This window comes from Oceanobacillus sp. B139/18 (genome assembly GCF_055524595.1).
On the sequence record NZ_JBVFXI010000007.1, the window covers coordinates 124,054 to 148,879 of the forward strand.

22 protein-coding genes are annotated in these 24,826 nt (G+C 40.3%); 16 read left to right on the forward strand and 6 right to left on the reverse strand.

Going from position 1 to position 24,826, the window contains the following annotated elements:
* Positions 1–59 precede the first annotated feature (59 nt).
* From ACZSMY_RS18655 to ACZSMY_RS18670, 4 genes are read right to left on the reverse strand one after another with little or no spacing between them, the layout of a single operon-like run.
* A complete protein-coding gene (locus tag ACZSMY_RS18655; protein WP_042528714.1) occupies positions 60–1,082 on the reverse strand; it encodes an ABC transporter ATP-binding protein in 1,023 nt (340 codons plus the stop codon).
* Positions 1,057–2,103, reverse strand: coding sequence for an ABC transporter ATP-binding protein (locus ACZSMY_RS18660; RefSeq protein WP_042528716.1), 1,047 nt, complete (start codon positions 2,101–2,103; stop codon positions 1,057–1,059). The genes ACZSMY_RS18655 and ACZSMY_RS18660 overlap by 26 nt, the downstream gene beginning before the upstream one ends.
* Before the next feature lie 39 nt (positions 2,104–2,142).
* On the reverse strand, positions 2,143–3,099 hold the full coding sequence (locus tag ACZSMY_RS18665; protein ID WP_332093979.1) for an ABC transporter permease: 957 nt from the start codon (positions 3,097–3,099) through the stop codon (positions 2,143–2,145).
* A 16-nt stretch (positions 3,100–3,115) separates the two neighbouring features.
* Positions 3,116–4,021 carry an ABC transporter permease gene (locus tag ACZSMY_RS18670; protein ID WP_042528720.1) on the reverse strand — a complete coding sequence of 302 codons (906 nt, stop codon included), beginning with the start codon at positions 4,019–4,021 and terminating at the stop codon, positions 3,116–3,118.
* A gap of 359 nt (positions 4,022–4,380) precedes the next feature.
* On the opposite strand from ACZSMY_RS18670, the gene ACZSMY_RS18675 reads away from it, so the two are divergent.
* The 11 genes from ACZSMY_RS18675 to ACZSMY_RS18725 all read left to right on the forward strand — a co-directional run bounded on the left by ACZSMY_RS18675 (position 4,381) and on the right by ACZSMY_RS18725 (position 17,475).
* Positions 4,381–4,908 (forward strand): DUF2812 domain-containing protein, encoded by a 528-nt coding sequence (locus ACZSMY_RS18675; protein ID WP_042528723.1) that lies wholly within the window; start codon positions 4,381–4,383, stop codon positions 4,906–4,908.
* A gap of 374 nt (positions 4,909–5,282) precedes the next feature.
* On the forward strand, positions 5,283–6,482 hold the full coding sequence (locus tag ACZSMY_RS18680; protein WP_332093981.1) for a quaternary amine ABC transporter ATP-binding protein: 1,200 nt from the start codon (positions 5,283–5,285) through the stop codon (positions 6,480–6,482).
* Positions 6,475–7,320 (forward strand): ABC transporter permease, encoded by an 846-nt coding sequence (locus ACZSMY_RS18685; RefSeq protein ID WP_368901822.1) that lies wholly within the window; start codon positions 6,475–6,477, stop codon positions 7,318–7,320. Before ACZSMY_RS18680 ends, ACZSMY_RS18685 begins: the two co-directional genes overlap by 8 nt.
* Before the next feature lie 102 nt (positions 7,321–7,422).
* Positions 7,423–8,319, forward strand: a complete 897-nt coding sequence (locus ACZSMY_RS18690; RefSeq protein ID WP_465148136.1) for a glycine betaine ABC transporter substrate-binding protein — start codon at positions 7,423–7,425, stop codon at positions 8,317–8,319.
* A 333-nt stretch (positions 8,320–8,652) separates the two neighbouring features.
* Entirely contained in the window at positions 8,653–9,942 is a 1,290-nt protein-coding gene (locus ACZSMY_RS18695; protein ID WP_465148137.1) for an adenylosuccinate synthase, read from the forward strand.
* A 431-nt stretch (positions 9,943–10,373) separates the two neighbouring features.
* Positions 10,374–11,078, forward strand: a complete 705-nt coding sequence (yycF, locus tag ACZSMY_RS18700; protein WP_465148138.1) for a response regulator YycF — start codon at positions 10,374–10,376, stop codon at positions 11,076–11,078.
* Between the two features lie 6 nt (positions 11,079–11,084).
* The gene (gene walK, locus ACZSMY_RS18705; protein ID WP_256705430.1) at positions 11,085–12,911 is read left to right on the forward strand and encodes a cell wall metabolism sensor histidine kinase WalK; all 1,827 of its coding nucleotides are present in this window, start codon (positions 11,085–11,087) and stop codon (positions 12,909–12,911) included.
* The gene (locus ACZSMY_RS18710; RefSeq protein WP_042528737.1) at positions 12,908–14,212 is read left to right on the forward strand and encodes a YycH family regulatory protein; all 1,305 of its coding nucleotides are present in this window, start codon (positions 12,908–12,910) and stop codon (positions 14,210–14,212) included. The genes walK and ACZSMY_RS18710 overlap by 4 nt, the downstream gene beginning before the upstream one ends.
* A 2-nt stretch (positions 14,213–14,214) precedes the next feature.
* Positions 14,215–15,162 carry a two-component system regulatory protein YycI gene (locus tag ACZSMY_RS18715; protein WP_256705429.1) on the forward strand — a complete coding sequence of 316 codons (948 nt, stop codon included), beginning with the start codon at positions 14,215–14,217 and terminating at the stop codon, positions 15,160–15,162.
* Positions 15,159–15,962: an MBL fold metallo-hydrolase gene (locus ACZSMY_RS18720; protein WP_042528741.1), complete on the forward strand. Its 804-nt coding sequence runs from the start codon at positions 15,159–15,161 to the stop codon at positions 15,960–15,962. The genes ACZSMY_RS18715 and ACZSMY_RS18720 overlap by 4 nt, the downstream gene beginning before the upstream one ends.
* A gap of 295 nt (positions 15,963–16,257) precedes the next feature.
* Positions 16,258–17,475 carry a S1C family serine protease gene (locus ACZSMY_RS18725; protein WP_042528743.1) on the forward strand — a complete coding sequence of 406 codons (1,218 nt, stop codon included), beginning with the start codon at positions 16,258–16,260 and terminating at the stop codon, positions 17,473–17,475.
* A gap of 257 nt (positions 17,476–17,732) precedes the next feature.
* On the opposite strand, the gene ACZSMY_RS18730 is transcribed toward ACZSMY_RS18725, so the two are convergent.
* Positions 17,733–18,104 (reverse strand): DoxX family protein, encoded by a 372-nt coding sequence (locus ACZSMY_RS18730; protein WP_042528745.1) that lies wholly within the window; start codon positions 18,102–18,104, stop codon positions 17,733–17,735.
* A 155-nt stretch (positions 18,105–18,259) separates the two neighbouring features.
* Here ACZSMY_RS18730 and ACZSMY_RS18735 point away from each other — a divergent pair, with 155 nt between their 5' ends.
* Entirely contained in the window at positions 18,260–19,975 is a 1,716-nt protein-coding gene (locus tag ACZSMY_RS18735) for an ABC transporter ATP-binding protein (protein WP_465148139.1), read from the forward strand.
* A gap of 137 nt (positions 19,976–20,112) precedes the next feature.
* Positions 20,113–20,433 carry a DUF3889 domain-containing protein gene (locus ACZSMY_RS18740; protein ID WP_042528749.1) on the forward strand — a complete coding sequence of 107 codons (321 nt, stop codon included), beginning with the start codon at positions 20,113–20,115 and terminating at the stop codon, positions 20,431–20,433.
* A 22-nt stretch (positions 20,434–20,455) separates the two neighbouring features.
* On the opposite strand, the gene ACZSMY_RS18745 is transcribed toward ACZSMY_RS18740, so the two are convergent.
* Positions 20,456–20,998: a GNAT family N-acetyltransferase gene (locus ACZSMY_RS18745; RefSeq protein WP_042528751.1), complete on the reverse strand. Its 543-nt coding sequence runs from the start codon at positions 20,996–20,998 to the stop codon at positions 20,456–20,458.
* A 167-nt stretch (positions 20,999–21,165) separates the two neighbouring features.
* Between ACZSMY_RS18745 and ACZSMY_RS18750 the strand changes: the two genes are divergently transcribed.
* The 3 genes from ACZSMY_RS18750 to hprK all read left to right on the forward strand — a co-directional run bounded on the left by ACZSMY_RS18750 (position 21,166) and on the right by hprK (position 24,783).
* The gene (locus tag ACZSMY_RS18750; RefSeq protein ID WP_465148140.1) at positions 21,166–22,338 is read left to right on the forward strand and encodes a TraB/GumN family protein; all 1,173 of its coding nucleotides are present in this window, start codon (positions 21,166–21,168) and stop codon (positions 22,336–22,338) included.
* Between the two features lie 130 nt (positions 22,339–22,468).
* Positions 22,469–23,689, forward strand: a complete 1,221-nt coding sequence (locus ACZSMY_RS18755) for a hemolysin family protein (protein WP_042528755.1) — start codon at positions 22,469–22,471, stop codon at positions 23,687–23,689.
* 173 nt (positions 23,690–23,862) lie between these two features.
* Entirely contained in the window at positions 23,863–24,783 is a 921-nt protein-coding gene (hprK, locus tag ACZSMY_RS18760) for an HPr(Ser) kinase/phosphatase (protein WP_042528756.1), read from the forward strand.
* Positions 24,784–24,826: the final 43 nt, after the last annotated feature.

Consider the following 24,826-nt stretch of genomic DNA (forward strand, 5'->3'; position numbering starts at 1 on the left):
CTGTTTTTTGTACATAAAAAAAGTCACATGATTCATATCATGTGACTTTTACGATATAATTACGCATTAACCGTCGGCTGATGTTCACCAGAACGGATAGCTTCCATATGGTGACAAGCTGCACGATGTCCGTCTTTCATACCTTCTGTGTTACGCAGTTCAGGCACCTTTGTACGGCAGATGTCCGTGGCAAAAGGACAGCGTGTGTGGAAGCGGCAGCCTTCAGGAGGATCAATCGGAGAAGGCACATCTCCTTTTAGCGTAATACGTTCTTTTTTGGCTTCCAAATCCGTACTAGGGATAGCAGAAAGAAGTGCTTTCGTGTACGGATGCATGTTATTGGTAAATAATGATTTTTTATCAGCTATTTCAACAACTTTTCCTAAATACATTACTATAATACGGTCAGAAATGTGACGTACAACACCTAAATCATGTGAAATGAAAAGATAAGTCAGTTTAAATTCACGCTGCAGCTTTTTCAGCAGATTGATAACCTGTGCCTGAATAGACACATCAAGTGCTGACACAGCCTCATCAGCAATAATTAATTTCGGATCAACAGACAGTGCTCGGGCAATCCCGATACGCTGTCGCTGCCCGCCGCTGAACTCGTGTGGATGCCGGTCAATCTGGTGGGCGCCAAGGCCTACTGTCTCCATCAACTCCTTCACACGATCATTTCTTTCATGTTTAGGAACCGCATTTTGAATTTCCATTGCTTCGGTTAAAATTTGCCGGACAGTGTGGCGGGGATTAATCGATGCATATGGATCCTGAAAAATAATCTGCATATCTTTACGAAATTTATTCATTTCTTTTTTATTTAGCTCAAGAATATTTGTACCATCAAATTCTACTTTTCCATCAGTAGGTTCATCTAATCGGAGAACAGCTCGTCCGGTTGTCGATTTTCCACAGCCAGATTCTCCTACGATACTTAGTGTTTCTCCTTCATACACTTCAAAGGAGATATCGTCTACTGCCTTTACGTGATTGACGGTGCGGCCAAAAAACCCGCCTTTAATCGGAAAATATTGTTTTAAGTCATCTACTTTAAGAAGTACTTTTTGATTGTTCATGAACGTTCACCTCCGGATCTCCGTCCCATTCATCAGAATAAATCCAGCAACGAATTTGATTACCCTCTTCATCCGTTTCTAAGTCAGGTAATTTATTTCGGCATAAATCGGTAGCAAATGGACATCTTGGCGCAAAACGGCAGCCCTGCGGCATATCAGCTGGACTTGGAACAGATCCTCTAATCACTGCTAAATCGCCATCTACGTCTTGGTCGTGTTGTGGAACAGATTGCATCAAACCAACGGTATATGGGTGTTTTGGTTCTGTAAATAAGGTCTTTTTATCGGTGAATTCGACCACTTTCCCGCAATACATAACGGCAACATAATCACAAGTTTCTGCCACAACGCCGAGGTCATGGGTAATTAATAAAATACCCATGTCCAATTTTTCTTGCAATTCTTTCATTAAATCTAAAATCTGTGCTTGAATTGTTACATCCAATGCGGTTGTTGGTTCATCAGCAATCAATAGATCTGGGTTACAGGCAAGCGCGATTGCGATCATCACACGCTGGCGCATCCCTCCAGATAACTCAAATGGATACTGATTGATACGTTTTTCTGGGGAAGGAATTCCTACCAGCTTTAACATCTCAATGGATTTCTTTTTTGCTTCCTTTTTGCCAAGACCTTCGTGAATGCGGAATGATTCACTGATCTGCTGGCCGACCGTAAAGGTAGGGTTCAAGGAAGTCATTGGTTCCTGGAAAATCATTGATATTTCATTGCCTCGAATTTTGCGCATCTGTGCTTCGCTCTTATCTAAGAGGTTTTCTCCTTTGAAGAGAATTTCTCCACCTTTAATCTTACCTGGTTCTTCGATAAGACGGAGAATAGATAAGGAAGTAATACTTTTTCCGGAACCAGACTCTCCAACGACACCAAGTACTTTTCCTTTTGGAATATTAAAGGAAACACCATCTACAGCCTTTACTTCTAAATCTTTTGTGAAGAAAGAAGTCTGTAAATTTTTAATTTCTAGTATATTATCATATGAAGGGTTTGGTGCACCTGTCATAGTAAGCAGCTCCTTTCGAAATCTTGTAATGCAAGAATACTAATCTAAATCAATCCGTTTGTTCAAGAATCTGTAAGCAACATCGACAATTAAGTTTACAAGAATGAAGAGAAGAGATGCGACTAAAACGGTTCCTTGAACAACCGGGAAATCACGGGCTTGGATAGAATCGATAATCAATTTTCCCATTCCATTAACGGCGAATACAGACTCTGTTAATACGGCTCCGCCAAGAAGTCCGCCAAATTGTAATCCAACTACGGTAACAATAGGGATTAATGCATTCTTTAATGCATGTCTATAAATAACGATTTGCTCTTTTACCCCTTTGGCACGGGCGGTTCGAATATAATCTGAGCCGATAACATCCAGCATGCTGGAACGTGTCATACGTGCAATAATGGCAGCACTTCCTGTACCTAATGTGATTACAGGTAAGACAATTTGGCTGAAGCTTCCCCAGCCGGAAGGACTGAACCATGCTGTGTTATTAAAGAAAGGTACCCAGGATGGCAAATCAAACCCAATTGCAAACCACTGAATTAACATTAAACCAAGCCAAAAGTTAGGCATCGATAAACCAAATAAAGCGACAATCATAATAGTAGTATCGATGGCTGTATATTTACGTGTAGCAGAAATAATACCTGCAATTAATCCTAAAAAAACAGCTAAGATGGTACTATAGATGGCAAGCTCAACGGTTACCCAGAATCGGGCCCCAATTTCGGCTGAAACATCTCTACCGCTTCGCATAGAGGTTCCTAAGTCGCCTTGGACTGCACTGGTTACATAATTAAGATACTGCGTGGGTAAAGGGTCATTTAAACCTAATCGTTCTCTGATATTTTCAATTTGTTCCTGTGGCGCACCTTCTCCAGCGATTACTTGTGCTGGATCACCTGGAACTAAATGCATCATGCTAAATACTAATATAGATACACCAATTAGGACGGGTATCGTTTGTAAAATACGTCGAATGATAAATTGAATCAAAATCGTTCACCTCTTTCTATTCTCTCGTTTTTGGATCAAATGCGTCACGTAATCCATCTCCAAGCATGTTAAATGCCAATACAGCTACGACAATAGCAAGCCCAGGAAATAACGCTACATGGGGTGCATTATATAAGTAATTTCGTCCATCACTTAACATGGCTCCCCATTCTGGTGTAGGAGGCTGTGCGCCCAGTCCTAAGAAGGAAAGCCCCGCAGCTGACAGAATCGCTGTAGCAATACTTAACGTAGCCTGAACGATAATTGGAGAGGTGATATTAGGTAAAATATGTTTAAAAATAATTCTGGAATCACTGGCGCCCAGCGCTCTCATCGCATCAATATACTCCAGCTTTTTCACAGATAAAGTAGATCCACGAACAATTCTGGCAAATATCGGTACAGAGGAAACAGCAACCGCGATAACAACATTAACCATGCTTCCTCCTAAAACCGTAACGATCGTTAATGCTAATAGAATACTAGGGAATGCTAATAAAATATCCATGAAACGCATGATAATACTATCTATCCGTTTGCCGTAATAGCCTGCGATAATACCGAGAAATACGCCGGCAGTTGCTCCCAGTAAGATAGAGAAAAAACCTATCATCAGTGTTAATCCGGTGCCTTGGATTACCCTGCTGAATATATCTCTCCCAAAGTTATCTGTCCCAAACCAATGATCAGATGAAGGGGTAGCTAATTTATTGGTTACATCTTGATCGTATAGAGGGTCGTAGGGGGTTAAGTATGGGCCGATAAGAGCGATAATGATAAGTAAAATAATTAAAATTCCGCCGACAACAGCCGACTTATTTTTCTTCAGTTTATTAAAGACGCTTTTCCAGCTTTTAAGACGGGGATTAGGCTGCTTGACAGCTATCTCCGGCTTTTCAATATGTTCGTTTGAACGACTCATCGGTTTATTTCATCCTTTCTCTCGTGTTATAGGTCAGTCTCGATTATATCATGAAAAGACTTAGAGAAATATAAGTCATTTGAAAATCCTTAGAAAATGCATGGTTTTGGAAACTATCAAAAAACGGGAAGCGTTGGTATAAAAGGGTTTACACAATTGGATAAAAAAGGAAACTATTTAAATTCGTAAAAATAGATTTAATATGAAAATTGTCATTAGTTAAAAAATGAAAGCGTTATCTTTTTTGTTAATAAAATCATTTTTCTGTCATATTTTATGATTACTAGGAAGAATCGCGGGAAATCTTGTATAATGATACTAATTTAAATTTAGATGTCATTATACAGAGGTGAAAAATCATGAAAAAGAAATTAATTTGGAACCCTGCTAGATTTTTCTTTCATTATATAGGAACAGAAAAATTAGAAGCTCTTGCAAAGGAAGGATGGGTAGTAGAAAGGTTACGATTAGGCGGTCTGCTTTTTCAATTAACAGAAGATAAACCGAAAGAAGTACAATATCATCTGGAGTTTCAGCCTATTCAAAAGGTGGAGGAAGATACGCCGCCATTAGAAGAAGGTTGGGAGCTTGTCGATACAGTAGATTATACTCAAGTTTATCAAGGCTCATCGGAAGCGCTGCCGAAAGAAACGTCGTATGAACTGCTGCTGGGACAGTTGCGCCAAGAAGGGTATTCCCTCGGAAAATATACAATTATCTCAATTTTGTTTTTAGTGTCTTTCTTTATTTTACATATGAGAGCGGACTGGGCTTTGGTACAAATGATTCTGCTTGGCGGAATAATGATGCTGTCCATCACGGCTATTTTGATGCTGACTTTATATATTGTAAATAAGTTCCGACAGCATAATTTAAAAAATATGTAATATTGTAGTTTCAATTGTAACAAAATGGTAATTTTTCAGAAATAAATGTTGCCAATTGTAAAATAAGTGAAGCATTTAAAAGTATACAGAAGGAAAAGGCAGAAAACGTCGATTTATATGGAATAGAAGCAATATATTGCTTAAAACTATTAGAATACCGTAATATAAGCGGTTTGAGGTTTAACAGGAACTTAACTATAATTAGTATTGTTGCCTTGAAACAGGTAAATACATCTATGTGGATGCCGTAAAATAAATGAGTCAATAGATTGGTTCATTTATTTTTAATTTCAGCATAAATGGTTCGGGAGTACCAAAGGTTGTTTTAATTTTTAGATGTACTACAAATCGAAATAAAATAGAGAGGTGATTATATGGCAGTAGTAGAAGCAAAAAACCTGTCTAAAATCTTTGGTAAAAATATCGGCCAATCTATCAAAATGTTAGATCAAGGTATGTCCAAAGAAGAGATACTGAAAAAGACAGGTAATACTGTCGGGGTAAATCGTGCCAGTTTTTCAGTTGAAGAAGGCGAAATATTCGTAATAATGGGGCTTTCCGGAAGCGGTAAGTCAACCCTGGTTCGATTAATAAATCGATTAATAGAACCGAGCGAAGGATCTATTCTAATTGATGGAAAAGAACTAGCAACATTAGATAAAAAAGCGTTAAGACAAGTACGTCGTGAAAAATTAGGAATGGTATTCCAGCAATTCGCACTTTTCCCGCATCGTACTATTTTACAGAACGCAGCGTTTGGATTAGAGGTACAAGGTGTTGATAAATCCGAACGGGAGAAAAAAGCAGGAGAATCCTTAAAGCTTGTTGGATTAGGCGATTATATGCATCAGAAGCCTGGCCAGTTATCAGGCGGTATGCAGCAGCGTGTAGGGCTGGCTCGTGCGCTAGCGAATGACCCAAAAGTATTATTAATGGATGAAGCTTTTTCTGCGCTTGATCCGCTTATCCGTAAAGAAATGCAGGATGAGCTGATTGATTTGCAATCCTCCATGAAGAAAACCATTGTCTTTATTACACATGACCTGGATGAAGCGCTTCGTTTAGGGGATCGTATTGCGTTAATGAAGGATGGAGCTATCGTTCAAATTGGAACTCCAGAAGAAATTCTGATGAATCCTGCGAATGATTACGTTGAGAAATTCGTAGAGGATGTGGACCGCTCGAAGATACTTACAGCAAGCCATATTATGAAGCGGCCGGAAACAATCAACATAGCGAAGCACGGTCCGCGCGCAGCATTAGAAAGAATGCGCAGGGAAGGTATTTCCAGCATTCTCGTAGTGGATGAAAACCGCCGTTTACAGGGCTATGTGACAGCAGATGACGCTTCTGAGGCACGTAAAAAAGAAATAACAGATATTAAAGAAATTTTACAAACAGATATTTTAAGAGTAACCCCAGACACACCAATGCAAGATATTTTCTCCATGATCTATGATACGCCGGTTCCCATTGCAGTTGTAGAAGATAACGGGCGGTTAAATGGAATTATTGTTCGCGGTGCTGTATTAGCCGCGCTTGCAAATGATGGTGAGGTGAACTTAAATGCTTGATTTTATTGATCAAATACCTTTATCCGAATGGACAGAGACTGCGACAGATTGGATTCAAGATACCTTTGCCTTTCTTTTTGAACCAATCAAAGATCATCTTGGTAATTTTATGGATTTTGTATCTTCAGATGTTCTAGCAGGTATTCCGCCAATTATATTTATCTTGATTGTTGCTGTAATTGCGTTCTTTGTTTCTGGTAAAAAACTTGGATTAGCTGTATTTTCTATCGTGGGTCTATGGTTTGTTTATAACCAGGGGTTATGGGACGCGCTGATGTCTACAGTAACATTGGTTATTTTAGCAAGTTTACTATCTGTCATTGTGGGTGTTCCTGTAGGAATATTAATGGCAAAAAGTAAAATTGCTAATACGGTTTTCACACCAATTCTGGACTTTATGCAAACCATGCCGGCATTCGTATATTTAATCCCGGCAGTAGCATTCTTCGGAATTGGGATGGTTCCTGGTGTATTCGCATCACTAATTTTCGCGACACCGCCGACGGTCCGTTTTACAAACTTAGGGATTCGTCAGGTTTCTAAGGATTTAATTGAAGCATCTGATGCATTCGGTACGACCGGATCACAGAAACTATTTAAGGTAGAATTGCCTATGGCTAAAGGAACCATCATGGCTGGAATTAACCAAACAGTTATGCTTGCGCTTTCTATGGTTGTTATTGCGTCAATGATTGGTGCGCCGGGACTTGGAAGTCAAGTGCTTTCTTCTCTTCAACGTGCATCTGTCGGTACCGGGTTTGTAGCTGGTGTCGGAATTGTTATTCTGGCGATTATTATTGACCGTATTACACAAAATATGAATAAAGCTAAAGACTAAATTTGTATGACAATCTTTTTATAAATGAGAGAAGATTTCATCTCATTTATAAAAAGTGTCAATATAGAAAGAATAAATTTTAAGAAAAGGGGCGTATTAATTATGTCAAAATGGAATCTTAAACGTGCCGGGCTTATTGGTTCATTAGCACTTGGACTAGTTGTTGCCGGCTGTGGAAGTGATGACAGCAATGGCGGAGATGATGATTCTGCAGAAGGTGGAGTAGAGGGTGACATAGATTTAGCCTATGTAGAATGGGATACGGAAGTAGCATCCACACATGTTGTAGCTAAAGTATTAGAGGATGTAGGCTATGATGTTACAACGACACCGCTTGATAATGCGGTTATGTGGGAAGCTGTTGCAACTGGTGAAGCAGATGGAATGGTAGCTGCATGGTTACCTGGAACACATGCGGAACAATTCGAAGCTTATGGCGATCAAGTAGAACAGCTTGGACCTAACTTAGAAGGAGCAGCAATTGGTCTTGTTGTACCTGAATACATGGATGTAGATTCGATTGAAGATCTTACAGATGAAGCTGGTCAAACAATTACTGGTATTGAACCAGGTGCAGGTGTTGTAAACGCTGCAGAAAATGCTGTAGAAGAATATGATAATCTGGAAGATTGGACTGTACAGACTTCGTCCAGCGGTGCAATGGCAACAGAATTAGGTAATGCAATTGATAATGAAGATGATATTGTTGTAACTGGCTGGTCTCCGCACTGGAAATTCCAAGCTTATGATTTAAAATATCTTGACGATCCAGATGGCGTATTCGGTGAAGCAGAAACGATTGAAACCATGGTTCGTGAAGGACTAGAAGAAGATGCTCCAGAAGCATTCCAAGTACTAGATAATTTCCATTGGGATACAGCTGATATGGAAGAGGTTATGTTAGATATTAATGAAGGAGCTTCTCCAGAAGATGCAGCAGCTGACTGGGTAGAAGCTAATCAGGATAAAGTAGATGAGTGGACAGAAGGTATTGAATAATTCATTTTGTCTATTCAGAAAGGCGGCTCCAAATTATGTTTGGGGCTGCTTTTTCTATGTTTATAGGTGAAAACCGAACTTTACTTTGCCTTTTACATTATTAAGTTCGTTTTTCTTTAACAAAAACGATAAAAAAGACGAATGAAGCGAATGATAAAGTCAAAATGAAGAAGTAATGTTCGTGTTTTACATTGACGTGTTTTTTTAAAACTGATAAAATACTAAAAGGTAAGTAAAAAGCAAATGATGATAAGGAATTGTGCTGTTATGATGAATAAAAAATTCATGCAGGGCAAGAATCTTCATATATAAAATCAATTTTGGAGGTGCACGATGTCCTCAGTAGTAGTTGTAGGTACGCAATGGGGAGATGAAGGGAAAGGTAAAATTACTGATTTCTTATCTCAAAATGCAGAAGTAGTTGCTCGTTATCAAGGCGGAAATAACGCTGGTCATACGATAAAATTTGATGATGTAACATACAAGTTACATTTGATTCCATCTGGGATTTTCTTTAGCGAGAAGACATGTGTTCTTGGAAACGGAATGGTTATCGATCCTAAAGCATTTGTAGAGGAAGTTGCTTATTTACATGAGCGCAATGTTTCTACAGAAAATCTTCGTATCAGTAATCGTGCGCATGTGATTCTTCCTTATCACTTGAAGCTGGATATTCTTCAAGAGGAAGAAAAAGGCGAAAATAAAATCGGTACGACGAAAAAAGGAATCGGCCCTGCTTATATGGATAAAGCAGCACGTGTCGGTATCCGCATTGCTGATTTAATGGACAAAGAAGTATTCCACGGGAAATTAGTGCAGAACTTAAAAGAAAAGAATCGTTTATTCGAAAAAGTATATGAGTCTGACCCCATGCTGGTAGAAGATATTCTCGATGAATATTTTGAATATGGACAGCAAATGGCTCCTTATGTTGTAGATACATCGGTTGTGTTAAACGATGCAATTGATCAAGGAAAACGTGTCCTGTTCGAAGGCGCACAAGGGGTTATGCTTGATATTGACCAAGGTACGTATCCATTTGTAACATCTTCTAACCCGATTGCCGGCGGTGTAACTATCGGTTCTGGTGTAGGGCCTTCCAAAATCAATCATGTCGTAGGTGTGTCAAAAGCATATACAACACGCGTTGGTGATGGTCCTTTCCCAACAGAATTACATGATGAAATAGGAAACCAAATTCGTGAAATTGGCCGTGAGTATGGTACAACAACAGGCCGTCCACGCCGTGTAGGCTGGTTTGATAGCGTCGTTGTCCGTCATGCCCGCCGTGTGAGCGGAATTACAGATTTATCTCTCAACTCAATTGATGTATTAACAGGTATTGAAACATTGAAAATCTGTGTTGCCTATCGCTACAAAGGGGAAGTCATCAAAGAATTCCCGGCAAGCTTAAAAGCATTAGCAGAATGTGAACCGGTATATGAAGAAATGCCAGGCTGGACAGAGGATATTACTGGAGTGAAGACATTGGATGAACTTCCAGCCAATGCGCGCCACTACCTAGAGCGGATTTCTCAGCTGACAGAAATTCCATTATCCATCTTCTCTGTAGGCCCAGATCGTTCGCAGACAAATGTCGTAAGAAGCGTGTACCGTCCATAATAAACTAAGAAATGTATTAAAAAAGAGCTGATGATGAAAATCAGCTCTTTTTTGCATGTGAAGAAACTGTAAAGAATTTAAGGAAAAATCATATCCAAATTCCCCCAATCTCTATCTTTCTGTTCTGCCTACAAGACATAAACGCGAATTTACGTTAAAATAGAAGGAAGCAGTTTGTCTAGAAAATCAGGTTGTATGAAGAATTGCAATTATAGGTTAACTGATTTCATGTTATACTTTCGTTATTTACAATAAAGAGAAAATGAGATTTTAAAATATAAACTGGCGGGAGAAAAAGCCGGGGACATCTAAGAAAAAATATTTTTAGGGGCAGTAAGCCTACCCCTATGAAATTATGGAAGCGCCTCTCACTTATCTGTCTCCCTGTATGGATAATAAAGAATTATAACTAAAAAAAGGATGTGCAAGCAATGAGTCAAAAAATATTAGTTGTCGATGATGAACAGCCAATTGCTGATATATTACAATTTAATTTAGAAAAAGAAGGATACCAGGTAGTGGTAGCGAATGATGGCGATACTGCAATTGAACTTGCAGAAACAGAGCGTCCTAATCTTATTCTATTGGATATTATGCTTCCTGGAAAAGACGGAAATGAAGTATTGCGTGAGGTACGTAAAACACAAAGTGTCCCTGTGATTATGCTGACTGCAAAAGATGCTGAAATCGATAAGGTGCTCGGATTAGAGCTTGGTGCAGACGATTATGTGACCAAACCATTCAGTAATCGTGAATTAATTGCGCGCGTGAAAGCAAATCTGCGTCGTGAAAATGTACCTGCAGAGGAGCCGGCAAAAACAACCAAGGATATTGTGATTGGCGATTTAGTCGTCCATCCCGATGCATATGTTGTTTCCCGCAAAGGCGTAGAGATTGAATTAACTCACCGTGAATTTGAATTATTACATTATTTAGCACGCCATATTGGACAAGTTATGACACGTGAACACTTATTGGAAACCGTATGGGGCTATGATTATTTTGGTGATGTGCGTACGGTTGATGTAACGGTTCGCCGTTTGCGTGAAAAAATTGAAGAAAATCCTAGCAACCCATTATGGATTGTCACAAGAAGAGGTGTCGGCTATTATTTGCGCAGTCCTGAACAGGAGTAAGGCAATATGAATAAAGTTGGTTTTTTTAGATCAATCCAGTTAAAGTTTATTATTATTTATATCCTTCTGTTGATTTTAGCTGTACAGGTTATCGGCTCTTTTTTTACACAACGGCTGGAACAAGATTTAACGGATACGTTTAAGGCATCGATCACGGAGCGTGTGGAGATGTTGAGCTATAATCTGGAACAAGCTTTTGCGAGAGAGCGTTCGGAAGACGAGCCGAGTTTGGAACAGGAAATTCAATCCATCATTGATGATGTGAATACCGAGAATGTAGCGACAACCATTTATGTTTATGATCGTCAGGGCAGGATTCTCGGGACAAACCAGATTGATGAGCAGGGAGAGGTCGGCAAGAAATCTACAGATATCGATGTACAGAATACGATCTTTTTTGAACAATCCCAGCGGAGTACGTATTTTGACCGGCAAACCGACAGCAGAGTGCATGTCCATGTGGAGCCGCTGATTGGAAATGGAGAGGCAGTTGGAGCGGTGCAGTTCACTGCTTCTTTGGAAGAGGTCTATGACCAAATCGAAGGAATCAATAATATCTTCCTGCAGGGTTCTGTTTTGGCGATAAGTATCTCTGCCATCCTCGGGGTACTCGTGGCGCGTACAATTACCAAGCCAATCAAGGAAATGCGTGAGCAAGCACTGATTATGTCGAATGGAGACTTCACACAAAAACTGGACGTCTATGGACGGGATGAAATTGGACAGCTTGCCGAAACCTTTAATGATTTAAATAGCAGGCTGAAGCATTCTTACGCTACAATTGAAGAAGAGCGAAGGAAGCTGAGCTCTGTTCTTTCGTATATGAGTGACGGGGTAATCGCAACCGATCAGACGGGAGCAGTCACATTGATGAATGATGCTGCGGCCAGAATGATTGGCTCCAATCCGGATGATATGATTGGAGATGATCTCATCGATGTGCTTAACCTGGAAGAGAAAATCGTCGATATTAGCAAGCTGTCCGACAGCGGTTCGATGATTATCGATTTCAGTGATGAAGAAACACCGTTTATCATACGTGCAAACTTTTCGACAGTTGTGGATGAGGAAGAAGAAGTGACAGGGTTTATTACTGTTATCAGCGATGTTACGGAGCAGGAGAAAATGGAACAAGAGCGAAGAGACTTTGTATCGAATGTATCTCATGAACTCCGCACGCCGCTGACGACCATGAAAAGCTACTTAGAAGCATTGTCTGACGGTGCTTGGGAAAATAAAGAAATTGCGCCGCGCTTTTTAGAGGTTACACAGAAGGAAACGGACCGGATGATCCGGATGGTAAATGATCTGCTGCAGCTGTCTAAAATGGATTCAGATGAATTGCCGATGCATAAGGAAAGAACAGAATTCATGGGTTATGTACATCAGGTCCTCGATCGTTATGAAATGAATTTGCCGGAAACGATTACGCTGGAGCGCCAGATACCAAAAGGAAAATCGTTTGTATGGATGGACCGGGATAAGGTAACACAGGTATTTGATAATATTATTACCAATGCTTTTAAATACTCGCCAGAAGGTGGAAAAGTGCGTGTGAATCTGGATGTAAGACGTCATATGGTCATTATCAGTATTCAGGATGAAGGAATGGGGATTCCATATGACAAGCTCGATAAAATATTTGATCGTTTCTACCGCGCCGACCGCGCTAGAACAAGAAAATTTGGCGGAACCGGTCTTGGTTTAGCAATTACAAAAGAACTTGTAGAGGCTCATCATGGAAAGATTTGGGCCCAAAGTAAAGAAGGACGCGGTACGACAATCCTATTTACCTTGCCACTCATGGGCTCGAAGCGGGGGAGAGGCAGATGAAATTAGAGACTGCAAAATCATTATTGCTGATTATTTTAATAGGAACGAGTCTGGTTCTCACGTTCGGGATGTGGAATTATCAGGCGGAATACAGGCCATTAAACGATGTCGAATCGATTGATGAAGTGGATCTGGGCGGTGAAGAACAGGAGATAAGTGATCTTGTAAAGCCGAATGATGTGGTTTTTAAAATGAACGGCGAATTCTCCAGCTATAAGGAACCAGAGGATAGTATGCAGTTTTTTGAAGATATCCGGCAATGGGAATTGACGGATATACAAAGGAATGATTTAGAAGAAGACACTGAATCTGGTGCAGAAGTAGAAATTATTTTCCCGACGGAGGTCCCGTTATCTTTGTTCGATACGATCTTAAATGTCGACAGTACATTGACGAATAACACGAATTTCTATGTGGATCGATTTTCTATCGAGCTGCAGGAAGAGGAAGAGGTTTTACACGTTCAATTTGTTTCAGCAGACAGGGAAGAAGTTGTGGAAGGTACGATCTACTCCAGAACGAGCTATGACGAGCTGCTGTCGATATTTGGGGAGCTGACGGAAGATGAGTATGAGGAAAAACAGTTATTGACCGATGCAGCCAGAGATATTTATATTCCAAAGGAAAAGAAAGCATTAACGTCTTATACGTATACCTTCGACTCCATTGAAGCGGTCGATATCAGAAATATTATGTTCAGCAACCCGAATGTAGTCAGTGTATCAGAGACAGCTCCTGGATCGATTATGTATCGGACAGATAATAGACAATTAAATATTGCCGGCTACGGGATGCGGTTTATTGATGTTGCGGAAAGAAATACGGAGCAGGTGGATAACAGCGTTTTACAGCAAAGCTTAAATAATATTAACGCACATCGAGGCTTTACAGGAGATTATCGCTTAGAAGGCTTTACAGAAGATAGTATTGCTTACCGGATGTATCAATTTGAATATCCTGTTGTGAATAATTCATATATGGATTTATCTACCATCTATCAGGAATGGCAAAATGATCAATTAAGCAAATATAATCGTTCTCTGGTATCGCTCAATACCGTGGTCAATACCTCGGAAAAAGAGTTGAGGAGCGGCGAAGAGATTATGAACAGCATTCAGCAAAATGAAAATACAGCAGATATCCAAGATGTTCAGATTGCCTACCGTTTAACGATTGAAACCGATGATAATGGAGATTATGTGCTTTTAGAGCCTAATTGGTATCAGAAAGTAAATAACAGCTGGTCAGTGGTACCAGAGCCAAATACAAACACACAGCAAAACTTAGAAGGAGGAAGTTGAGAATGCAATGGTCACATATTAAAACGCTGTTTATTCTCAGTTTCCTTGTCTTAAATATTTATTTGCTATTTCAATTTATTGATAAGCAGCAGGATATGGATATTCCAGAGCTGGAGGTTAATGATTTGAATCTGGACGAGCAGCTGGATCAAGAAAATATTACTGTTTCTGCAGACACTGATTTTGAAGTTCCTGAGCTGAGCTATATTTCATCCACTCAAAAGGAATTTACCCAAACGGAAATCAGGGAATTAAATGATATAGATGATATCGATGCGGCGAAGAGTGTGGATAATAAGTTATTAACCGTGGAATTTTCTTCACCATTGGAGATTCCGGAAAATTTGGAGCGGAACGAGCTGTCTGATTTGGTCAGCCCGTATGTTTTAGATGCTTCTGAATTCAGTTTTGGCACATGGAATCATGATTTAAATATTATCGTCTTCTATCAAAATAAAGAAGGATACCCGCTTTATTTAAATCAGCATGCAATGCTCACCTTCTATTTGAATGATGACAGAGAGATTACGCATTATACGCAAACGATGGTCGGTGACGCAAGTACACAGGGGAGCACCAGCTTAAATACACCTAAGATTGCCATTGGTACGCTTCTTCATAATCGCTTTTTAAATGCCGAAGAAGAAGTGACAAATGTCACGTACGGGTATTATTCCAGAATTGATGAAGAAGGAGAAGGGACGCAGGTGTTTGCACCCACATACAAAATCACGGTAGCTGAAGAAGATGAGGAAAATGATTATTTTGTCAATGCTGCAGAGTCCTTTACGTATCCGGGAAATTATACGGAATATTTTACAACAAAGATGTTTGAGGAAAATTATTTACAAAAGCTTTATTCCATGTCGGAGGATGATGAGGAAATAGCGGATGACCTAATTTCCATTATAGAGGATAAGATTGAGCCTTATAGGAGTGAGCCAGAATGAGTTTACGTTTTAGTGTGCTTGCCTCAGGCAGCACAGGCAACGCCTTTTATATCGAAACAGAACAACAGCGTTTACTAGTAGACGCCGGATTAAGCGGAAAAAAGATGGACGGGCTGTTTAAGGGAATTGATGTCGATCCGTCACGTCTTGACGGGATTCTGGTAACACATGAGCATAGCGACCACATTAAAGGTCTGGGCATTTTTGCGCGAAAGTATCAGCTGCCCATCTATGCAAATGAAAAAACATGGCAGGCAATGGAGTCTTCTCTCGGAAAGCTGACCATCGACCAAAAATTTCAGTTTGATATGGGATCCGTTCGAAGCTTTGGAGATATCGAGGTCGAATCATTCGGTGTGTCTCATGATGCGGCAGAGCCAATGTTTTACACCTTCCGCAATAATGGACAGAAAGTAGCGCTTGTGACGGATTTAGGATACGTATCCGAACGTATTAAAAAAACGGTCGAGGACGCAGACGCTTATATTTTTGAAGCAAATCATGATGTGGAGATGCTTAGGATGGGACGCTATCCATGGAATGTAAAACGACGCATCTTAGGAGACTCCGGACATATTTCCAATGAGGATTCCGGGCTTGCTTTAACCGATGTTATTTCTAACCGTACGAAGCGGATTTACCTGGCTCACCTGAGTCTGGATAATAATATGAAAGACCTGGCGCGTATGTCTGTCAATCAAGTTCTGACCGAGCGCGGAATCGATGTAGAGCTGCATGACACTGATCCGGAAGCGCCAACGCCATTATATGATGTCGGCGCTGTAACCGAGCGTGTATAAAGAAAATAAAGTAATGATCAAAGATACAGAGGTCTGTAATGGGATAAAAATTTCATTTGTGCATAAACTGAAATTAATTCCCTCTTGCAGACCTCTGTTTTGAATTCTGGAGGCTGAGCTCGGAGCCCATGGAAAGCGTAGTGTATTTCTGTAGCGGTCGCTTACAGCAAATTTATATCTAGTATGTTACCGATAGACTTTGGTGAAGAGCAGAATTAATAAAGAGCAATTTTGTGTTAGTAATAAATGTATTTAGGGAATATGTAGGTAGATGAATCGATAAGGAGAAGGATATATGGAATATAATGACCAACCGAATCAGCCGCAGCCAGGACCGGATAAAAAGAATAAAGGAAAATGGCTTATCCCCTTACTGCTAGGTATTATTATTGGCGGAATCCTCGTGTTGCTTATAAATCCTGATTTTCTTCGTAATGAGAATACAGCGCAAATCAGCCCTGCTGGTGAAGAAGAAAACAATGAGAACGCTGACAGTAACGGGATTTTGGAAGACCAGCCGATGCAGGTAGATGTTTCTACTCAGCTGACAGAGATTATTGAACAAGTAACCCCCGCAGTAGTTGGTATAACCAATATTCAGCAGAATGTTTCTTGGGGAGCCGAAGCGGATGGGATTGAGGCCGGAACAGGATCAGGCGTCATTTATAAGGTAGAAGACGGAGAAACCTATATTGTGACGAACCACCATGTTATTGAAGATGCGGACAGCGTAGAAGTGATTTTGCATGATGAGACACATATGGAAGCAGAAATCATCGGCAGTGATTTATTTACAGATTTAGCAGTACTTAAAATGGATAATGAGAATGAAGATACGCCAATGGAAATCGGAACCTCCGAGAGTTTGAAGGTAGGCGAACCGGCCATTGCTATCGGAAACCCGCTGGGAGCATACTTATCAAGCACTGTTACGCAGGGCGTCATCAGCGGGATGGAGCGCACCATTCCAATGGATTTTAACTTTGACGGGCAGCCCGATTGGCAGGCTGAAGTTATCCAGACAGACGCAGCGATTAACCCGGGAAATAGCGGTGGAGCATTGATAAATTTATACGGGCAATTGATTGGTATTAATTCCATGAAAATTAACGAGGAAGCAGTAGAAGGAATTGGTTTTGCCATTCCAATCGACAGTGCCATTCCTGTGATTCAGGAATTAGAGGAGAATGGAGAAGTCGTCCGTCCATTCTTAGGTGTAGAAATCTATTCGATTGAGGAGCTGCCTCAATATGAATGGAGAAACACATTGCAGCTGCCGGTGGAAGTTGAGGGCGGTGTGTATGTATGGAGCGTAGAAAACTTATCCCCAGCTGATGAAGCAGGTATTCAACAATATGATGTCATCGTCGCATTGGATGGTGTGCCTGTGCATAACACGATTGACCTGCGGAAAATCCTTTACGAAGAGAAAGAGGTTGGAGAAGTCGTAACCATTGATTATTACAGGGACGGCGAGTTAATGCAGACAGAGTTGGAATTAGAAATTCAATAAAAGCTAGAAAAGAATGGATGAAAGGGTATCCATTCTTTTTTAAGTTTTTATCCACAGAAATATAGAATTATGCACAAACAGTGGATAATAAAAGAATGAGATTCTATATTTGGTGTGGAAAATATGTTCCTATACTATATAACTGCGAACATTTGTGCATATGTGGATATAATTGTGGATAAATGCAGTTTGTCCATAAGCTATAAACAGGATTTTTGAATTACACAGATGTTGTCCACAATTTGGGTGTGGGAAAGTTACGTGAAGGCTTCTTTTTCATTTCGCTGAGACCAGAGAAAGATGAGCAGTATAAGTAACGTCAGATCTAATCGCGAAGCAAAAAGAAATGCGAATATCCCGTCCCCTGTCAGAATAGGAAGCTTGGTGAAAAAGAGTGCGCCAAGCATAATAAAAATCAGTGGAATAAGACTTATGTGGATAAATATTCTGCCGATTAATAACATCCCCGCCATCACTTCAAACAGAGCTACAAAGAAATAAACAAAATTGGATAAAGGCACGCCCATTTGTTCAAAACTGCTGACCATCGAAAGGTCCACAAATTTCATCAGCCCGGAAACTAGAAATACAAATCCCACTACATAGCAAATAAGCTTCATTGGTTTCATGTGAAACATCCTCCTTTTTTAAATGGTATGCAGGGGAAAGGACAAACTTTCCCAAGAATCTGGAGAAAAGCATATTGTTTTCATAAGCGATTAACTATATAATTCATTCATATGCGCTTTAGCTTTTTATAAAAAAGAAGAAGAGGAGGATAAGTATGCTGCGTCAATTTTTTTCATACTATAAACCGCATAAGCGGTTATTTATTATAGATTTTTCAGCTGCAGTGATTGTGGCGCTGATGGAATTAGCCTTTCCGGTAGCGGTTCAGTGGTTTATCGATCAATTATTACCTGGCCAAGACTGGAATGCCATTGTTGTTATATCGATTTTACTGCTGATTGTGTATATTATCAGTACGTATTTGCAATATGTGGTTTCCTATTTAGGGCATAAATTGGGAATCAATATCGAAACAGATATGCGCCGTGATTTATTTTATCAGGTTCAGAGACAATCCTTTCATTTCTTTGATAATACGAAAACAGGCCATATCATGAGCCGTATTACGAATGATTTATTTGATCTGGGAGAGCTTGCTCATCACGGCCCGGAGGATTTCTTTATTTCCATCATGACATTTTTAGGTGCTTTCTTTATTATGTTCACCATTAATCCAGTGTTAGCACTGATTGTTCTTATTACCGTACCTATCCTGATATTCCTTATTACATTTGGAAATATTCGTATGAATAAGGCGTGGAGAAAAATGTATGCAAATATTGCAGGAGTCAATGCAAGAATAGAGGATGCTGTTTCTGGTGTACGTGTCGTACAATCCTTTACAAATGAAGAATTCGAAAAGCAGCGTTTTCAGGAGAATAATGAAAAGTTTCGCCTTGTAAAGGTTGGAGCATATAAAGTAATGGGTATCGTCCATTCGAATATTTTTCTGCTGATGCGTTTAATGACACTGCTTGTACTTGTTGTAGGAGCCTGGTTCACTTATACAGATCGCCTCAGCTATGGAGAATTAGTCAGCTTTATCTTGTTCGTGAATGTATTAACGACACCAATCAATAAAATTACAGCACTCTTAGAGCTATATCCCAAAGGAATGGCCGGCTTTAAACGTTTCTCAGATATGATGGCAATTAATCCAGATGTCGAGGACAAGCCGGATGCCGAAGCAGTCAGTGAATTAAAAGGGGATATCCGTTTTGATCAAGTCAGCTTCAGCTATGATAAAACGAAAAAACCGGTATTGAACGATATTAGCTTTGATATTCATCGTGGAGAGACGGTTGCTTTTGTCGGACCGTCTGGAGCTGGAAAAACAACGATTTCCGCATTGATTCCAAGATTTTATGATGTGACAGATGGAGCAATCACGATTGATGGAATGGATATCCGTGACATGACGAAGGAATCTCTCCGTAGTAAAATCGGTGTCGTGCAGCAGGATGTATTTCTTTTTACCGGAACCCTGCGGGAGAATATTGCGTATGGAAACCTGGAAGCAACTGATGAAGAAATCGAACTTGCAGCTAAACGTGCACATATGGAGGATTTTATTAAGGAGCTTCCAGATGGCTATGAGACACAGGTTGGAGAAAGAGGCTTAAAGCTGTCAGGAGGACAAAAGCAGCGGATTGCAATAGCGCGGATGTTCTTGAAAAATCCGCCAATTCTTATTTTGGACGAAGCAACCTCGGCGCTGGATACAGAGACAGAAATGATTATTCAAAAAGCATTGAACGAGCTGGCCGCCAACCGGACGACAATTGTGATCGCCCATCGTCTTGCTACGATTAAAGAAGCAGACCGTATTATGGTGGTAACGAAAAATGGGATTGAAGAAGAAGGAACGCACGAAGAACTCCTGCAGAAAAAAGGTATCTTTGCTCATCTGCACGGTGTTCAAATGAAATAGCAGAACAGGCTGTGCCAAGCGCAGCCTGTTTTTTTAGCGTATTGTCTTCATTTCCCGGGAAATAAAGACATCTGTCTTCTGATTAGCATAAAAACATAAAAAATAACACAAGCTAAGACTAATTAGGAGGTGGCCTGATGAATCGAATATATCGCGCCCTTATCTTCGCCGGCATTATTATCATTCCATTGTTGATTGGAACATGGGTGAATGCAGAAGAGCCGGAATATGCCGAATGGGGTCAGATTGCCATGAAAGAAGTGAAAGCCAAGTACCCTCAAGAAAAAATTGTAGATTATTTGCATGTAGGCAGACAAACAGAATCTGAAAATACAGTCGAAACCTTTAAGCTATGGTTAGTGGGAAAAGAAAAGGAATTTGGTGTTATTATTGATATTTATTTTAAAACCGATACAAAAGAAATTGTCGAAATAAAAATGAGGGAAACAAAGAACTAGCACAATGAGCTGTGATTCTCCGTTAATGCGTCCATTCTCGTGCTAGCAGTCCGTAAACAACTAAATCTTCATAATGATCGTATAGCCATTCTCCCTGCCTGATCATACCTTCTTTTTGAAAACGGAGCCGTTCTGGAATGGCTCTGCTTTTTTTATTGTGGGTTGCAGCACGAATTTCAACCCGGTTTAACCGCAGTGTATAAAAGGCATAATCAATCATCACCTGAACTGCTGTGGTCATGACGCCCTTCCCTTGATAAGCCGGATCTAACCAGTAGCCAATCGATGTGCTGCCATTTTGCCAATCAATAAAATTATAATTGACACAGCCAATCAGCCTATCCCGATCAAAGATACCGATATTCAGCGACTGTCTGTGCCGGGCTCCTTGCAGGCATAAATCAATAAAGGCTAAACAATCGGCCGGTTTTTGTGTCGTTTCAATCCAGGGAAGCCACTCACGCAGCTCTTCTCTGGAGCTTTCTACCGTCCTGAACAGCGCATTTGCATCATTCATCTGCAGCTGGCGCAAGGTTAGACGGTCATCTATTTGATAGTGAAACATAGGTTAACCCCCATATTCATACTTCCTTTATTATCATCTTCCTATATCATACGTTATTTGTGCGTAGATGTTTAATTAATTGGTGAAAATGTATTACAATAGGATATACAAGTTTAAAAAAAGGAATTCCGTGTTGAATAACATAATGGAAGGAAGAAGGATGGTACATGAGTGAGGAGAACATCACAAGGCTCCATTTGAATGGAAAAGAATATATACTAATCGGAACAGCCCATGTTTCTAAAAATAGTGCCGAACAGGTCAAGGAAGTCATTGAAAGGGAACAGCCTGATGCGGTATGTATTGAGCTGGATGCCCAGCGTTTTCAATCGGTGAAGGATAATAATAAATGGAAAAACACCGATATCTTTCAAGTCATCCGCGATAAAAAAGCAGTCATGCTATTAATGAACCTGGCAGTTTCTTCCTTTCAGAAGCGGATGGCTAAGCAGTTTGGTATTCGTCCGGGAGAAGAGATGATACAAGGAATTGAATCTGCGGAAGAAACAGGAGCCGAGCTTGTTTTAGCCGATCGGGATATTCAAATTACTTTTGCCCGAATTTGGGGGAATATGGGCTTTAAAGGAAAATCAATGCTGCTCATGCAAGTGTTTGGAAGTATCTTCAGCAGAGAGGAAATTTCCGAAGAAGAATTAGAAAAAATGAAGCAGCAGGATACGATTAATGCCATGCTTCAAGAGTTTACCGCTTATTTTCCAGACCTGAAGAAACCATTGATTGATGAACGGGATCAATATTTATCTCAAAAGATTAAAGAGGCTCCCGGCGATAAGGTTGTCGCGATACTTGGGGCAGCACATGTGCCAGGCATAACCAAAGAAATTGAAAAAGAACAGGATTTGGAACAACTAAACACACGTCCGCCGAAATCAAAGTGGCCGAAAGTGGTTGGATGGGCGATACCTATTTTCATTATTGGCATCATTGCCTACACATTCATGACAAATCCAGCGGCAGGCTGGCAGCAAACGATAAGCTGGGCGCTCTGGAACGGCTCTCTCTCAGCTATTGGCGCCCTTGTTGCCTTCGCCCATCCATTAGCTGCCCTGACTGCATTCGTCGCAGCGCCATTTACTTCGCTGAATCCATTACTTGCAGCAGGCTGGTTTGCAGGGTTTGCTCAGGCTTATATTAAGCGGCCGAATGTAGGCGATTTTGATTCACTTGCAGATGATGTGCATTCTGTAAAAGGTTTTTGGAATAATAAAGTAACACGTATCTTGTTAGTAATCGTATTTGCCAATATAGGAAGTTCTTTAGGAACATTGATTGGCGGCGCGGATGTGGTTCGTGTGTTTATCCAGAATTTATTAAATTAAAGGTTTTAAAATTATTTCAGCGTGTATATGTTCAACAAAGATAGTTTTCAAATGAAAGAGAGCTATCTTTTCTGCTCTACATAGTGATGCAGCATATCTAACGAAAATGTCATTTAGGAGGAATTTACTCGTGATCATTGCGATCATTTTTTTATTATTTGTTTCTCTATTCTTCTCAGGAAGTGAAACAGCTTTAACAGCAACAAATAAGGTGAGACTGCAGGCAAAAGCAAATGATGGTGATATAAAATCAGAAAAACTGCTTCAGCTTGTCTCTACCCCAAGTGAATTTATTACAGCAATTTTAATCGGAAATAACGTGGCGAATATTCTGTTGCCTACACTGGTTACCATGATGGCGATAGATTATGGTTTAAATGTAGGAATTGCGTCAGCTGTACTGACCATTACGATTATTGTATTTTCGGAAGTGATACCAAAATCCGTAGCAGCCAGCTTCCCGGACCGGATTGCTGCTTTGATCTTCCCGGTTATTCGGGCTGTGGTATGGATTTTAAAACCAATCACCTTTTTATTAAATGGATTAACAGGCACGATTACCCGGGCACTTTCTAAAGGAGAAGTGCAGATGGAGTCTGTTTCCAAAGAAGAGCTGCGGGCAATAGTGGATATTGCTGATTCAGAAGGAGCTTTTCAAAAGGAAGAGTCTTCACGAATACGTGGTGTATTTGATTTTTATCATTTGAATGTAAAGGATGTTCTAAAAACACCGCGCGTTGAAATTGTCGGGTTAGATCATGAAGCAAGTTACCAAGAGGTGAAAGAATTGGCGCTGTCCAGTCCATTTACAAGGTATCCTATTTATGGAGAAGATGTGGATGATATTATCGGCATTTTTCACTCTAAGTATTTAATTGCGTGGAGCGATGAAAAAGAAAAAACACTTGCAGATTATAGTGATATGGATCCGCTGCGTGTGTATGAATTTAATAATATCGAATGGGTATTCCATAAAATGCTGGAGGAAAAGAAGCATATGGCTATCGTATTGGATGAGTATGGCGGCACAGAAGGAATTGTCACACAGGAAGATATTATTGAAGTGATGATTGGACAAGAGATAGAAGATGAGATGGATGTGGAAGAGGATGCGCTGATAGAAAAGCAGACAGAAACCGAAATTATCTGTGATGGAAAAATCACGCTTCACCAGCTGAATAATACCTTTGATACAGATATTCCAGAGGAAGATGATGTGCTTGCAGCTTATATTCTCAGAAACTTTACTACCTTTCCTGTAGAAGGAGATACGCTGGAAAAGGAAAATTTAACATTTCACATATTAGAAATAGACGGCCGATATATTAAGCGGGTTCAAATTATTAAATAGAAATAATGAAAAGGCGCTATATTTTGCACATTTCTCCAGTTCCTTTTTCAAATAGTTACAGGTTAATGTGACAAATTAGTGAAATAGCGATTTCTCATACATGATTCTGTCTCTTTGCGACATAATTCGTTATAATGTAGGGAAAAGGACAGGACGGAGAGGAGCGTGGTGCTTTGAAATCTATCAGTGTAAAGCAATTAGTGCAAGAATTTAAATTGGAAGTACTGGCTGGAGGCGATGAGTTAGATCGCACCATCAAGAAAGCCAGGACCCATCGCCCTGGCTTAGAATTCATTGGTTACTTTGACTTTTTCCCAATGGAACGTGTGCAGATTTTAGGGAAAAAAGAAATTAACTTTTTGAAGCAGCAGAATATTGAAGAACGTAAGGAACGGATAGACCATGTGGTAAGCTATCATCCGCCATGCTTTATTGTTACGTCGAATCAAGAGGGACTTACGTACTTAACAAAATTCTGTCAGGAAGAAAATATTCCGCTTCTGCGTACAGCAGATACAGCCGTTGATTTTATCGCTAAGGTAGATAATTATTTAACCCGCAAGCTTGCAACAGAAATTGCAGTTCATGGGGTCTGCCTGAATGTCTCCGGAATTGGCGTGTTAATTCGCGGAGAATCTGGTGTAGGGAAAAGTGAGCTGGCACATACCTTGATTGGACGTGGGCATCGGCTTGTTTCGGATGACATTGTTATCTTGAAAAAAGTGAGCCATAAAACGATTCTCGGTACACATAATGACATCAATCGCGAATTCCTCGCTCTCCGCAGTGTCGGACTTTTAAATGTTGTTCGGATGTATGGCAGAAAGGCATTCCAGGATGAATCACGTATTTCCTTGGATATTGAGCTGACAAAGTGGGAGAAGGATGCACTCAATAATGATTTGGAGCCGAAAACCGATTATGAAGAGTATATGGGCGTCCAGGTTCCAAGAATTGAGATTCAGCTCCAGCCAGGACGGGATGTAGCTGGATTAGTAGAAGCGGCTGCGAATAATTGGTACCTGCAGCAGCAGGGATATAAGGCTTCTACGGAATTTATGGAGCGTGTCCAGTGGGAAGAAGGAGACGATTGATGGTTTCCTTTTACATATAAAGAGGGGAGAATCTTGGGTTCTT